Source organism: Sinomicrobium oceani (assembly GCF_900119185.1).
In the GTDB taxonomy this organism is placed as follows: Bacteria; Bacteroidota; Bacteroidia; order Flavobacteriales; family Flavobacteriaceae; genus Sinomicrobium; species Sinomicrobium oceani.
The window spans coordinates 63,908-77,127 of the sequence record NZ_FPJE01000007.1; the positions used below are offsets into that span (position 1 = coordinate 63,908).

Sequence of the window (13,220 nt, forward strand, 5' to 3'; positions counted from 1 at the left end):
TTCCGGTCGTTTATATAATAAAGACATACCGGAACGGGAAACTATGAAAAGAGAAAAATTGATTCTGTTATTTAAAGGACTTGCTTCGGAAGAAGACAAAAAAAAGATACTTCGATGGATTCGCCTGTCAAAGGCTAATGAAGATTTTTTTTATAGGATAAAGGCCGATTATACGGCTTCTCAATTTCCCGTTTCTTCAAAAGAAGTGAATATCGATTCGGAATGGAAACAGTTCAAAAAACGATCTTTTCATTCTACATATAATTACAAGCAAATATGGCCTTATGCCGCCGTTTTATTGATAATGTTAAGTCTTGGCACAGGTGGATACCGGATACTTTCTGACGGCCAGCACAAGACAAAGGCTCCAGAAATATCCCGGGAAGCTATTACGCTTCAGTTGAGCAACGGTAATATAAAAATCTTGGACGAAGAAGGGAGTATGTACGTACAGGACACTAAAGGCAATATCATCGGAACACAAAAAGGAAAGCAGTTGATATATACGGACAGTATTACCAGTACCGGAATTACCGAAACACAATACAACACCCTTACGGTTCCTTATGCAAAAACATTCGACCTTACGCTTTCCGACGGAAGCCGGATTACTCTCAATTCCGGGACCACCATAAAATACCCGAGCAGCTTCTCTACAGAAGGTGAACGAAAGGTCTTTCTTAAAGGGGAAGCTTATTTCAGGATTACCAAAAACCCCCAACACCCTTTTATAGTAAGTTCGGAAAATATAAATGTACGCGTTCTCGGTACGGAGTTTAACCTTTCTTCTTATCCTGAAGACAAAAAAATACACACCGCACTCATCGAAGGTTCGGTCAGTCTTTATCCGAATGGGGAGAATTATGATCCTAACCGGGCGGTACTGTTACAACCAGGGCAGGTAGCCATGTGGGATAAAGCTCTTGGAAGTGTGCACATAAGCGAAACTGAAACGGACCTTTACACCTCGTGGATCGACGGTAAAATAATTTTCAGACATACTGTTTTTGAAAATATTGTAAAAAAACTGGAGCGCCATTACAACGTAAAAATCCGGAATATGAATACTGAGTTTCAGAACAAGAAATTTACGGCAAGTTTTGATGTGGAAACCATTCAACAGGTCATGGAAACTTTTCGTTCCGGTTACGAGCTGAATTATCGTATTGACGGAAATACAATAACTATAGAATAAAATCAAAAATCACTGCCTATGTAAAAATGATTCCGAACTAACCCGAATAGTACAAAAAACTATCGGCCATTGTAAGAAGTGATTACAAAAAATCGGAAAATGAGCCACCATTCTCCGATTCAAAAAATTTGTGATCAACAAAAACCATTAATCACCAATAAGTACATCAAAAGTATGAAAAAACTGTGTAAGCCTGAAATATATATCCATTTCAGGCTCAAGAGCAATTTGAAAATGAAATTAACCCTATTGTTACTCATCTTTTCTCTGTTTCAGATCCGGGCCCTTCCCACCTACGGGCAAAGCACCAAAGTATCTTTAAACTACAATAATGTCCCTTTGGAGAAAATTCTTCATCGCATAGAAGCCCGAACTTCTTACAAATTCATGTATGATGACAGTGAACTGGATTATTCCAGAGTTGTATCGGTAAAAGCAAAGGACGAACCACTATCGACAGTATTGAAACGACTTTTAAAAGAATTTAACATTAGACACAAGATAATCGACAGTCAGATTATTCTGTATCCGGCACCGGAAACAGCCATCCAGGGCACGCCCATACAAGGTGTGGTAACAGATGAGAATGGCGTTCCGCTCGCCGGGGCTTCCGTAGTTGAGAAAGGGACAAATAACGGGGTCACTACCGATTTCGATGGTTTGTTCTCCATAATCGTCTCCGATCGGGAAGCGATACTCGAAATTTCCTATCTGGGATACGAAAAACTGGAAATTCCCGTAGGAGATGAGAAGAACCTTCAACTGGTACTTCAGGAAAATAATACCAATCTGGAAGAAGTAGTTGTTGTAGGGTATGGCACGCAGAAAAAAGTAAATCTTACCGGCGCGGTAGACCAGGTCGGAGGAGAGATTTTTGAAAACCGTCCTATACCCAACGTATCACAAGGATTGGTGGGGGTTATTCCCAACCTCAATATCCGCATGCTGGACGGGAAGCCCACCCAGTCTCCATCATTTAATATCCGGGGGACAACCTCTATAGGACAAGGAGGTAATGCCCTGGTGCTTATCGATGGGGTTGAAGGCGATCCCCGCATGCTAAACCCTAATGACATCGAAAGTATATCAGTCCTAAAAGATGCTGCTTCTGCATCTATTTACGGCGCAAGGGCCGCCTTCGGTGTTGTATTGATCACTACCAAATCTGCTAAAAAAGGCAGGACATCAATATCATATACAACCAATTTTTCCTTGAAGTCACCTACCACTGTCCCGGACAATATAACCGAATCATACCCCTGGGCCAAAAATTTTAGTGATGCCTGGTCCAATTGGAATGATAACGGGACCACTCCTACGGCTATAAACAAAACCATGCCTTTTTCACCGGAATACCTGGCTGAGATTAAAAGACATTGGGAAGACCCTTCCCTCCCCCGTGTTGAGATTAACCCTGAAACCGGGGAATATATGTATTACAACAGCACGGATTGGTATGATGTGCTCATGAAAGATCACTTCATGGCACAGGACCACAACCTTAGTTTTTCAGGCGGAAATGACAAAACCGATTTCTATCTCAGCGGCAGGTACAATGAACAGGACGGATTATTCCGCTATAATTCCGACGATTATAGCATGTATAATCTTCGGGCAAAAGGAAGCATACAGCTTACCGATTGGTTATCGGTGACCAATAATACCGAGTTTTCCAAAATGAAATATCATCAGCCTCTCAATGTAGGAGAAGGAAGCGGAATATGGCGGAATATGGCCGATGAGGGGCATCCCCTGGCCCCCCTGAACAATCCTGACGGTACACTTTCTTTTCCCGCTGCATATACTGTCGGAGATTATTACATAGGTCGCAACGGAATAGACACGGATCGGAGATTTTTAAAAAACCAGGTTGCTGCAAAAGCAGAGTTTTTGGAAAAAAGCCTCGTCCTCCGGGCAAATTTCACATATCAGACCACGGACATAGCTCAAAAACAAAAACGGGTACAAGTACCCTACAGTCGTTACGAAGGCATTATCGGATATACCGGAACAAACACCAATGACCTCCAGGAAAGAAGGCAAACTACCGAATATCTGGCCACCAACCTGTATGCGGATTATACCAAATCATTTGGAGAAGTACACAACTTACATTTCCTGCTCGGTTTTAACTATGAACAGTCTACATACGAAAACCTTCTTGCCCGCCGTAACGGAATTGTTTATGAAGATGCCAATGATATTAACCTTGCACTCGGGCAAAGTATAACGACACAAGGAGGTTATGAAAAATGGAAAATCGCAGGTGGTTTCTTCAGGCTGAACTATAACTATATGGAACGCTACCTGTTGGAATTCAACGGGCGATACGACGGTTCTTCGAAGTTCCCTACAAACCAGCAATGGGCGTTTTTCCCTTCGGCCTCCGTTGGCTGGCGTGTTTCGGAAGAGTCATTCTGGAAGGTCAGCCCTGACCTGATATCCAATCTCAAACTCAGACTTTCTTACGGTTCTTTGGGCAACGGAAATATAGATGCCTATTCCTTTACCGAAAATTTCTCCATCAATCAGTCCGGACGTGTCATTAATGGCATACGTCCCCAGCAAACCGGTCAGCCGGGTGTTGTACCTTCCGGGCTTACCTGGGAAACTTCTACCACCGGAAATATTGGTCTTGATTTTTCTATGCTCAAAAGCCGACTCACTTTTACCGGAGATCTATATCGCCGGTGGACAAAAGATATGTTTACCGTAGGCCCTACACTGCCTGCCGTGTTCGGCACCGGTGTTCCTAAAGGAAATTATGCAGACCTGGAAACTACAGGATGGGAAATATCCGTAAAATGGAAAGACCGTTTTTTTGCAAAAGGGAAACCTTTTAATTATGGAATAGGTATCAACATGTCCGATTCATGGGCTATCATTACCAAATACAATAACGACAGAAAGATTCTTACCGATTATTACGAAGGTCAAAGGGTCGGTGAAATCTGGGGGTACAAGGTAGAAGGCCTCTTTCGGTCGGAAGAAGAAATAGCCAACTCACCCAGCCAGTCCAATCTGCAGAGTACCAATACCCGACAGAATTATATAGGAGACCTCAAGTATAAAAACCTGGACGGGGATGACATCATTTATCACGGAGAAAATACCGTAGATAATCCCGGAGACAAAACCGTCATCGGAAATTCCGAACCCCGCTACATCTACGGGATCAATCTCGATGCCGACTGGAATGGCATTTTCTTTTCCGCTTTCTTTCAGGGGGTGCTTAAACAGGACTGGTTCCCTTCGAGCGAATCGCGATTCTGGGGTCAGTACAACCGCCCCTATAATCCATATCCCAGCTGGCATAAAGACAATATGTTCCGTGAGGAAGAAGGCAATTTCGATGCTTACCTTCCCAGATTGGTCGGGTATAGTCAGCTCAATGATCATCCCAACAACCGTTACTTACAGAATGTGGCCTACATACGTCTCCGAAACATACAACTGGGTTATACCTTCCCGGAGAATATCGCATCCAAAATAGGGGCTTCCGATCTTAAGGTTTACCTCTCTGGCGAGAACCTGTGGACCTGGTCCCCCCTGTACAAATGGACTAAAGATACCGATGTTACCAATATCTACGGTTCCGACCGGGATCTGAGCGGAGGAACCAGTGGTGACGGCTATAATTATCCCATGATGAAAGCCGTTTCTTTCGGATTGTCTGTTAACTTTTAATACCTAAACAATAATGAAACTTTATAAATATATATTAGCAAGCTTTATACTGTTGTCGCTTTGGGCGTGTGACCTTGACGAGAGCCCGGTGGCAACCGCAAACGGAGATGCCATTTTTGGTTCTGAAAGCGGTATGGAATTATACGTAAATTCGTTCTACGACAATCTTCCAGGTACAGACACCGGAGTATTTACCATAGATAATACTTCCGATTATGTTGCCCGCCGAGGTGTAGACAGCTATCTTGTACCCAATGCTCTGAGTCCTATAACCAGCACCGGATGGAGTTGGGGAGCATTGCGAAACATCAACTATTTTATTAAAAATGCAGAAACCAGTGAAGTCGGCACAAAAGAAAATTATATAGGTCTGGCCAGGTTCTTTCGTGCGTTGTTTTATTTTGAAAAGGTAAAAAGATTTGGCGATGTACCATGGATAGAGGTCCCTATAGAAGTACAGGATTCCACAACACTATATGCGTCCCGGGACAATCGGTTTGAGGTTATGGAAAACGTTTTGGACGATCTCAACTACGCGATAGAGAATATTGCTCTTACCAGTGACCCGTCCTGTTCACGTATTACCCGAAATGTTGCCCGCGCCTATAAAACACGGATATGCCTTTACGAGGCATCTTTCCGTAAATATCATACCGGTTACGGTATGCAGGGTACTGCAGAAAGCTGGTATCAGGAAGTCATCGATGAAGCCAACAGCATCAATGGTTTCAGCCTTCACCAGGCCGCAGACAACACGCGGTCGTACCGGGAACTGTTTATTACACCATCCCCTTTTGCCGATGAGACCATACTTGCCGTCTTGCTGGACCCTTCTTTACAGATATATAACTCCGCCAACCGGCGTTTTATCAGCCCCACATACGGCGATCGTCCGTCCATTACCAGGAATTTCGTAAATACATATTTAAAACTGGACGGAACCCCGTTTACCGATAATCCCGATTATGAGGCTACCCCCTTTGCAGAGGAAGTCAAGGACCGGGACCTCCGTCTACAGCAAACCATTCGCCTGGGGGATTACCAACGTACCGAAAACGGTACTCCGGTAATCGCTCCTCCCAATCTCAGCCAGTCCTACACGGGGTACCAGCCTATAAAATGGTGTTACGACGAACGTTTCCCTTATGATGACGAAAGCCGTAACGATAACGCCCATATTATAATGCGCTGGGCGGAAGTACTGCTCAACAAGGCAGAAGCACTGGCCGAGCTCGGAAAGATGAATGACGCCGAATGGGCCACCACCATAGGAGCCCTCAGAGAAAGAGCGGGAATAGCCGGTCCTACTCTGACCAGCATGCCGGTAACAGCCGACCCCTATATGGTTGCGTATTATAAGGGAAAATTTACTAACCCCGTCTTGCTTGAAGTACTGCGGGAAAGAGCCATAGAACTTACCTTCGAAGGCCTTCGTCCTGATGATCTCAGGCGCTGGCATCTGGGAGAACTCTTCGAAGAGGCCCCGATGAACGGAATATATGTAGCAGCACTCGGAGAACAGGACCTCAACGGAGACGGTATTATGGACGTATGCTTCTATCAGGGAGAAAGACCACAGCCTTCGAATCCTTCTGTAGTAATGATCGATGTCTCCTCCGACACTTCCGAAGGAGGAAGAAAACTTTCCAACGGAAGTTCCGGGGAGCTCATATACAACCCCGGACAAAGACAATGGGAAGATCGCAAATATCTATACCCTATACCTCAAGGCGATTATGAACAAAACACAAATTTAGGGCAAAACCCGGGATGGGAATAAACAGTAATGTCATGAAGAAACTACTATCAATTTTATTTTTGTTCATACTTGGATTACCTGTATCCGGGCAGCAGTCGCCGGGAGTAATACGGATAGCAAGCTATAACCTGCGTATGGATACCCCTACAGACGGTATAAACTCCTGGAAATACAGGAAAGAGAATGTCAAAAGTCTCATCCGGTATCACGATTTTGACATCATGGGCACACAGGAAGGTTTCTCACATCAGTTACATGATCTGCTCGAACTAAAAAATTATACCTATTTCGGTGCAGGCAGAGATGATGGTAAGGAAGCAGGAGAGCATTCGGCTATATTTTATAAAAAAGCACGTTTCAAAAAACTGGACTCAGGAAACTTCTGGCTTAGTGAAACACCGGAAAATCCCGGAAAAGGATGGGATGCCACCTGCTGTAATCGTATCTGCTCCTGGGTAAAACTGAAAGACAAAAACAACAATACGGTGTTTTACGTTTTTAACGTACATTTCGACCATCGGGGAATTATTGCCCGTAAAGAATCAGGGAAACTCATGGTCGAAAAAATAAAGAGCATTGCCGGTGATATGCCCGTAATTTGTACCGGAGATTTCAATTCTACCCCGGACACCGAGCAGATACAGCGTATGCGATCCCTTTTACAGGACACTTTCTCGGCAACAGTAACCCCTCCTTATGGTCCCATAGGTACAGCCAACGCATTTCGTTTCGATGCTCCGCTTAAAAAACGTATCGACTATGTATTTGTGAGCAAAGATTTCAACGTATCGAAATATGCCGTACTTACCGACTATAAAGAGCAGCGCTATCCTTCCGATCACCTCCCGGTGGTTGCCTACATAACGCTTTCCAGGTAAATCGAAAAAAAATGTTCTTCACAAACCGATTGCTACTGCGGTGGCAATCGGTTTTTCATGTAAACCACAAGCTCCCTGTCAAGGATTATCAGATAAAAACTCAACGATGATCTTATTCATATCCGCGGGCAATAAGGCTGTTTTTATTTCAAATCGCCTCACGCCCATAGCCAGAAGCCACTCCCCCCAGTAGCTGACCATAACATCCGCTTCATAAGGATTCTTCTTATCCGGATTAATTCCCAGTACAAGAACCTCCAACGAATCGAGTCCGTCGATAGCCGGGATAAGGCCGTAATCCCCCTCTTCCTTTCTCTTCATCCACTTTCCTGAATTAAGGCCCTCTCTTCGTATATCCTGGGGCGTGAAATAACTCGTCCTGTTCCTTTGTTTTATCCTGGTATTTTCATGATAGATATAGCCGTCGGTGAGCACTACAAGAACATTACGGAACCCCTTCCGTACGCACAGGCTTTTCACTTTGGTCTTAAAAAACCCCCAGATATCCGATCCTACAAAATCCTGGTCGGCGATAGCAGTCTCATAGATAATCCGGGTTATGCTATCGTACTTTCGCGATGTTTCCAATATAGAATCTTTATGTGCATTGTACCTGTTAAACCCCGTATTCAATGACCTGATTTTTGCATTCAACGTTTTATCTGCCGGCTCGGGATCGAGATAAATTTGCAGATAATCATTAATCTCCCTTATTTTTTTATGCAACACATGGTTTTCAAAAGTGCGCGTCACCGCATTGATATATCCCAGATCCCTTTCATAAAATTCCATAGCGGGATTGGGATACTTCTCCGGATCAATGCGATCCGAAAGATCCAGGAATACACTGATGTTCATATCGACTTTGGCGGGCCCGACCTTCGCTTCGGAAACAGCGGCCACATCCTTGTTCTGCAATACATCAGCAACGGCCTTCGCCGGTTCTTTCTTACAGGCCATCAACACTAAAAACAAGCCTATACCACAACATAAATAATATCTCATAGTTATTTAATTTACAAGCTTATACAGTCTTCCTTCATAATTTTCATTGTCGATCTGGTGATCGGCAAGATGCCCTTTCTCCTCTTCCACACACCGGCTCAGCAACTCTTCCCGGCGCTTTTCAGAAGGCACATCATCTGCAATAGCCAAAAACCATCCTTTTACGTACTCGGCATGATACATCAGATAGTGTTTGTTGGAAAATATAAATCCGTCTATGGTGCGCTGTAAATCACTTATTTTCCCTTCTATACCGGAAATCTCTTCTTTTATGGGTTGTAGTTTCCTGTCGTATTCCAAAAGGTCCCTTTCCCTGTTTTTGATATCCTCGACACGGGTTTTAATAAAGGACTTTATCTTATCGAAATTGTCGTATTCCTTCATGATAAAATCAAACACCAGGCCCCAGATAATATACACGACAAAACCTGCAAAAATGATCCCCCAGAATTCTACGGAAGAGAGCGCTATCTTCAGATCAAATGGCGGCGAACTGGGGGTTTTCTCTATTTCGTAAATTTTGTATTCAATCATATATGCCAGGATCGCATCAAAAACGAAAGTCACCATAAATAATAAAATGATCTTTACGTAATTCCATTTTCCTTTTCGCTTCTGGAACATATGTATAAGATATCCCAATCCCATAAAAGCAAAAGGTATGGTAGCCACAAATACGGCGGTAAGCCATCCGTCTTCCATAGCTTTTGCTATGGCCTGCCCGCTAAAAATCGCGCTGGTGAGTGCTGTGGTCACAAAATTTTTAAAAAAGGCCGAGAAGGAAGCCGATATGTAGAAAACCAGCAGGTAAAAGGTTATGGGGATCAAGACGGCCAACCCGATATAGAACTGCGCCTTTGGTCTTTTGTCGATCTCTATCCCGTATTTTTCCGGATTTCTCTTGACCTCTACCATATCATGCCGGTAAGAGGTTATTTTGTTTTCGAGATCCCGGATAGACTCTTCCATAATTCCCAGAACAGTTTTTCGTTTTTTAAGTTCCGTATCCTGTCTTGATTTCTCTTCTTCGTAAGGTTTTCGTAATTCCTTTTGCAGCTCTTCGTTTTGCCGGCATTTCCCTTTATAGTCCATATACACATTTTGCAGGCATGCCCGGAATACCGTCGGATTGCCCTGGGCCTGTTTGGAAGACCCGTAACCACTCTCAAAAAACGTAAGTTTTATTTGCTTTTCATCATGTCCGGTATGCGTTCCGGCTACCGTATCATTTTTTTTCAGGGTAAAAATATCTTTCAACGCACTCATATCACATGGTTTTAATTTGTTCCAATAAAATTTCCAGGGGCATACCATCCCTGGCTTTTTCCAGGAGAAAGCGGGTTAATTCTTCGATATGGTCCTCCATAAAACCGAATTTTATACAGTATTTTTTCAAAGCAATATGCTCGTCTTCGGTAACTTTGCCATCGGCCCATATCATAATAGCCAGATCGTACAGATATGCTACCTTCTGCGATAGTTCTTCGGGGATCACAGTTTGATGAGAAGGATTGAGCAGCACATCATTCAGCGCTTCCTTGCTGATACCCCGATCTTCTGCAAACCTGTATAGCATACGCATTTCCAGAACATCAAAATTATCATCGGAGAAAGCAATTTGGTACAGGCGCAGAAAATGCCCCTTCAACGCTGTGGAGATCACATGTGTTTTCATCGTCTTGTTATTTACATGGTTTAATTGATTCGTTTTATTTACATGGTTTAATTGATTCGTTGTCTGTGTAAAAAAATCTTCAGGCACATGGATCTCACCACATAACGCGGATAACACTCCACAAGGCTAACAAGCCCGGAACAAGCAATGCCAGACATCCCGCATTTTTCCCGCTCCCCCTGCCCTTTTTGCTCCGGTCATTCACATAGTGTCCCTGGACGTAGGTCCCGTCCTTTCTGTAGTATCCTTTTCTGTACCTCATAACTCAAAAAATAATTCTGATTATACCTATAGCAATACACCCTCCCAAGGTCAAAAAAAAGGATAGTGCCACCAGGCATCCTTTCCCTGAAAATCCCGATAAGGATTTTCTGAAGGTCAAGCCCGGTATTCCCGTCCGGATAGAAATTCCTCTTGAACTCAGGGAGCCTGCTTTGGTCCGAAAACTGGGAGAGAGCCCGGACTTACTCATAGTAACACCCAATCCTTTCCCCAACTTTATCCGCTTCTGAAATCGTAGTCCCATAGGTTTTTATTTAAGTGATAACCAATTGAATGGCACAAACTTAAACTCTACGAAAAAGAAAATTTTACGGCTTCCCGCATTCCGGATTTTTTTCTGTCAAATTTTTTGGCTTAAAGATGCGCTACGAAGCTCCTCTCCCCTTCTCTACGGGGCGGTTGCGCTTTTTTATCGATGAGAAATCTTGCTTATCCCTTTTCCGAAGATTTTACAGGCTTCTACTGACAGGTATAACTAAAGGGAGTACCAATGATATATGTCCTTTAAATGATTCATCCGCATACCGGGCTGCAATTTATTTCAGATGAATCATACTCAAACTGAGGCCAGTTTTATATTGTCAATTGTACATTATCAGCCAATTATTGAGTCTAATCGGCCCAAATACAACAAAAAAATGGGGGCGTCTAAAAAGTTTTTTCAACCCCCTGAGATTTGCGTATTTGAGATTTTTCTCGGATACCTACCCGAATAAAAATGAGGCTGCCTTGACTTTTTAGACAGCCTCATTTGTTACTACAAAGAAGTACTCTTATTCTCATACGCTCCGGTTAAAGCTCCTAAAACTACTGATTCTTATTCTGTTTTAATCGAATTCATCTTCATAGCTTCTGTAGCCTTCCCTAAAAAGGTGGTAACCTCCGTAGATTACCCTAAAGTCTTGTTTGTTTTAGGATTCCGTTGATCCGGATCAATATTTTGTCCTGTACTACATGCTGCGAGATACGGTAAAACCAGCTTGTTAAGAAAAAAACGGGCGTTTTAAAAAGATGGAAAGGCCGGCGGATAGCCGTTTTAGACATGCAATTGATATTAATCGAATATGCCTGAAATAAAAAATCCCGCAAACATTAATGCTATGCGGGATTTTGCTTTGTCTTCTAACAATTTTAGTGGAGAAGATGGGATTCGAACCCACGACCTTTTGACTGCCAGTCAAACGCTCTAGCCAACTGAGCTACATCCCCGAATGTCAATATAAATAACAGAATTATATTTATTCCGTTTCAGGGGGCAATATTACGCATTTTTTTTGTTTTGCCGCAAAAAAAAATTAAAAAAGGCCAACACTCCGGTCGGCCCTTATATACGGTTCGGGAAACCGGTTATTTATTCATATACGCTTCGATCTCTTCAACTTCAAGCGGAATGTTTTTCATCAGGTTCACGGGTTCTCCCTGTTCCTGGATCACCATATCATCCTCCAGTCGTATTCCCATATTTTCTTCGGGTATATATATACCAGGTTCTACGGTAAATACCATATTAGCGGTCATCGGGGTCTTTAAGGCACCGTAATCGTGGGTATCCAGTCCGATATGATGGGAGGTTCCGTGCATAAAATACTTTTTGTATGCCGGCCAGTCCGGGTTTTCATTTTGTACATCCGCTTTGTCGAGCAGCCCGATACGCAGCAGTTCGGAAGTCATTATCTTCCCTACTTCTTTATGATATTCGGCCCAGAGCGTGCCGGGTACCAGCATTTTCGTAGCCTCCTTTTTCACATGGAGCACGGCATTATACACCGTTTTCTGCCGTTTTGTAAAGCGTCCGTTTACAGGGATGGTACGGGTCATATCACTGGAGTAATTAGCGTATTCTGCCCCTACATCCATCAGCAGCATATCTCCGTCCTTGCATTGCTGATTATTCTCTATATAATGAAGTACACAAGCACTGAACCCCGAGCCTACGATAGGCGTATAGGCAAATCCTCTGGACCGGTTCCGAAGAAACTCATGCATGTACTCGGCCTCGATCTCATATTCCCACACACCGGGTTTGACAAAACCGAGCACCCGCTTAAATCCTTTCTCGGTAATTTCGCAGGCCTGCCGCATGAGTTCGATCTCCTGGGGCTCCTTTATCCCTCTGATGTATTGGAGTATGGGATTGCTTTTCTCCCATTGATGTGCCGGAAACTTTTCCTTGCACCAACTGATAAAGCGGTCTTCGCGAGTCTGGGTTTCTACCGCCTGGCGATAGTGTTCGTTCGTATTGAAATAAACTGTTTCGGCTTCGGTCATAATATCGAAGAAAACCTTTTCGAAATCCTTAAGCCAGTATACGGTTTTGATACCACTCACCTCATAGGCCTTTTCTTTGTCCAGTTTTGCACCTTCCCAGATCGCTATGTGTTCATTGGTCTCCCGGACAAAGAGTATTTCCCGGTGCCTGGCATCTGACGCATCCGGAAAAAGTACGAGGATGGTCTCCTCCTGGTCTGCCCCACTCAGGTAAAAAATGTCCCTGGCCTGCTGAAAAGGCATAGTACTGTCCGCACCTATGGGATAAATATCGTTACTGTTAAAAACCGCTATACTCTTGGGTTTCATTTTTGCGGTAAACTTGGCGCGGTTTTTCACAAACAGATTCCTGTCTATAGGGTCGTATTTCATATTCGGAAAATATTTTGAAAATTGATATTTGCGGCACTATCGCCACCAAACAAAAGTATAAATTTGTATCAGAACTCTATATTTTATTCTCCCAAAGTT

The 13,220-nt window shown here is 43.5% G+C and carries 10 protein-coding genes and 1 tRNA gene; 4 read left to right on the forward strand and 7 right to left on the reverse strand.

The annotated features are described in order from the left end of the window. Positions 1-43 precede the first annotated feature (43 nt). The 4 genes from BT112_RS07700 to BT112_RS07715 all read left to right on the forward strand — a co-directional run bounded on the left by BT112_RS07700 (position 44) and on the right by BT112_RS07715 (position 7,519). Positions 44-1,195, forward strand: a complete 1,152-nt coding sequence (locus BT112_RS07700) for a FecR family protein (protein ID WP_072316785.1) — start codon at positions 44-46, stop codon at positions 1,193-1,195. A gap of 174 nt (positions 1,196-1,369) precedes the next feature. Continuing rightward, complete coding sequence (locus BT112_RS07705) at positions 1,370-4,882, forward strand: TonB-dependent receptor (RefSeq protein WP_217652339.1); 3,513 nt, start codon at positions 1,370-1,372, stop codon at positions 4,880-4,882. A 13-nt stretch (positions 4,883-4,895) separates the two neighbouring features. Continuing rightward, on the forward strand, positions 4,896-6,662 hold the full coding sequence (locus BT112_RS07710; protein WP_072316786.1) for a RagB/SusD family nutrient uptake outer membrane protein: 1,767 nt from the start codon (positions 4,896-4,898) through the stop codon (positions 6,660-6,662). 11 nt (positions 6,663-6,673) lie between these two features. Next, the gene (locus BT112_RS07715; RefSeq protein WP_072316919.1) at positions 6,674-7,519 is read left to right on the forward strand and encodes an endonuclease/exonuclease/phosphatase family protein; all 846 of its coding nucleotides are present in this window, start codon (positions 6,674-6,676) and stop codon (positions 7,517-7,519) included. A gap of 78 nt (positions 7,520-7,597) precedes the next feature. On the opposite strand, the gene BT112_RS07720 is transcribed toward BT112_RS07715, so the two are convergent. The 7 genes from BT112_RS07720 to BT112_RS07745 all read right to left on the reverse strand — a co-directional run bounded on the left by BT112_RS07720 (position 7,598) and on the right by BT112_RS07745 (position 13,121). Beyond that, positions 7,598-8,524: a hypothetical protein gene (locus tag BT112_RS07720; protein WP_072316787.1), complete on the reverse strand. Its 927-nt coding sequence runs from the start codon at positions 8,522-8,524 to the stop codon at positions 7,598-7,600. A 6-nt stretch (positions 8,525-8,530) separates the two neighbouring features. Then, positions 8,531-9,790, reverse strand: a complete 1,260-nt coding sequence (locus BT112_RS07725) for an MraY family glycosyltransferase (protein ID WP_072316788.1) — start codon at positions 9,788-9,790, stop codon at positions 8,531-8,533. A gap of 1 nt (position 9,791) precedes the next feature. Beyond that, a complete protein-coding gene (locus tag BT112_RS07730; RefSeq protein ID WP_072316789.1) occupies positions 9,792-10,199 on the reverse strand; it encodes a hypothetical protein in 408 nt (135 codons plus the stop codon). A 94-nt stretch (positions 10,200-10,293) separates the two neighbouring features. Continuing rightward, a complete protein-coding gene (locus tag BT112_RS21795) occupies positions 10,294-10,461 on the reverse strand; it encodes a hypothetical protein (RefSeq protein WP_175545763.1) in 168 nt (55 codons plus the stop codon). A 3-nt stretch (positions 10,462-10,464) separates the two neighbouring features. Continuing rightward, positions 10,465-10,725: a DUF4236 domain-containing protein gene (locus BT112_RS22200; RefSeq protein ID WP_072316790.1), complete on the reverse strand. Its 261-nt coding sequence runs from the start codon at positions 10,723-10,725 to the stop codon at positions 10,465-10,467. A gap of 891 nt (positions 10,726-11,616) precedes the next feature. Beyond that, positions 11,617-11,690 (reverse strand) — tRNA-Ala (locus BT112_RS07740). 138 nt (positions 11,691-11,828) lie between these two features. Next, on the reverse strand, positions 11,829-13,121 hold the full coding sequence (locus BT112_RS07745; RefSeq protein ID WP_072316791.1) for an aminopeptidase P family protein: 1,293 nt from the start codon (positions 13,119-13,121) through the stop codon (positions 11,829-11,831). Positions 13,122-13,220 lie beyond the last annotated feature (99 nt).

Excerpts from the sequence above, each read along its gene's own strand:
- BT112_RS07705 (WP_217652339.1), top strand. The coding sequence starts at position 1,370 with ATGAAAAAACTGTGTAAGCCTGAAATATATATCCATTTCAGGCTCAAG.
- BT112_RS07710 (WP_072316786.1), top strand. The coding sequence starts at position 4,896 with ATGAAACTTTATAAATATATATTAGCAAGCTTTATACTGTTGTCGCTT.
- BT112_RS07715 (WP_072316919.1), top strand. The coding sequence starts at position 6,674 with ATGAAGAAACTACTATCAATTTTATTTTTGTTCATACTTGGATTACCT.
- BT112_RS21795 (WP_175545763.1), bottom strand. The coding sequence starts at position 10,461 with ATGAGGTACAGAAAAGGATACTACAGAAAGGACGGGACCTACGTCCAG.
- BT112_RS07745 (WP_072316791.1), bottom strand. The coding sequence starts at position 13,121 with ATGAAATACGACCCTATAGACAGGAATCTGTTTGTGAAAAACCGCGCC.
- BT112_RS07730 (WP_072316789.1), bottom strand. The coding sequence starts at position 10,199 with ATGAAAACACATGTGATCTCCACAGCGTTGAAGGGGCATTTTCTGCGC.
- BT112_RS22200 (WP_072316790.1), bottom strand. The coding sequence starts at position 10,725 with ATGGGACTACGATTTCAGAAGCGGATAAAGTTGGGGAAAGGATTGGGT.
- BT112_RS07725 (WP_072316788.1), bottom strand. The coding sequence starts at position 9,790 with ATGAGTGCGTTGAAAGATATTTTTACCCTGAAAAAAAATGATACGGTA.
- BT112_RS07700 (WP_072316785.1), top strand. The coding sequence starts at position 44 with ATGAAAAGAGAAAAATTGATTCTGTTATTTAAAGGACTTGCTTCGGAA.
- BT112_RS07720 (WP_072316787.1), bottom strand. The coding sequence starts at position 8,524 with ATGAGATATTATTTATGTTGTGGTATAGGCTTGTTTTTAGTGTTGATG.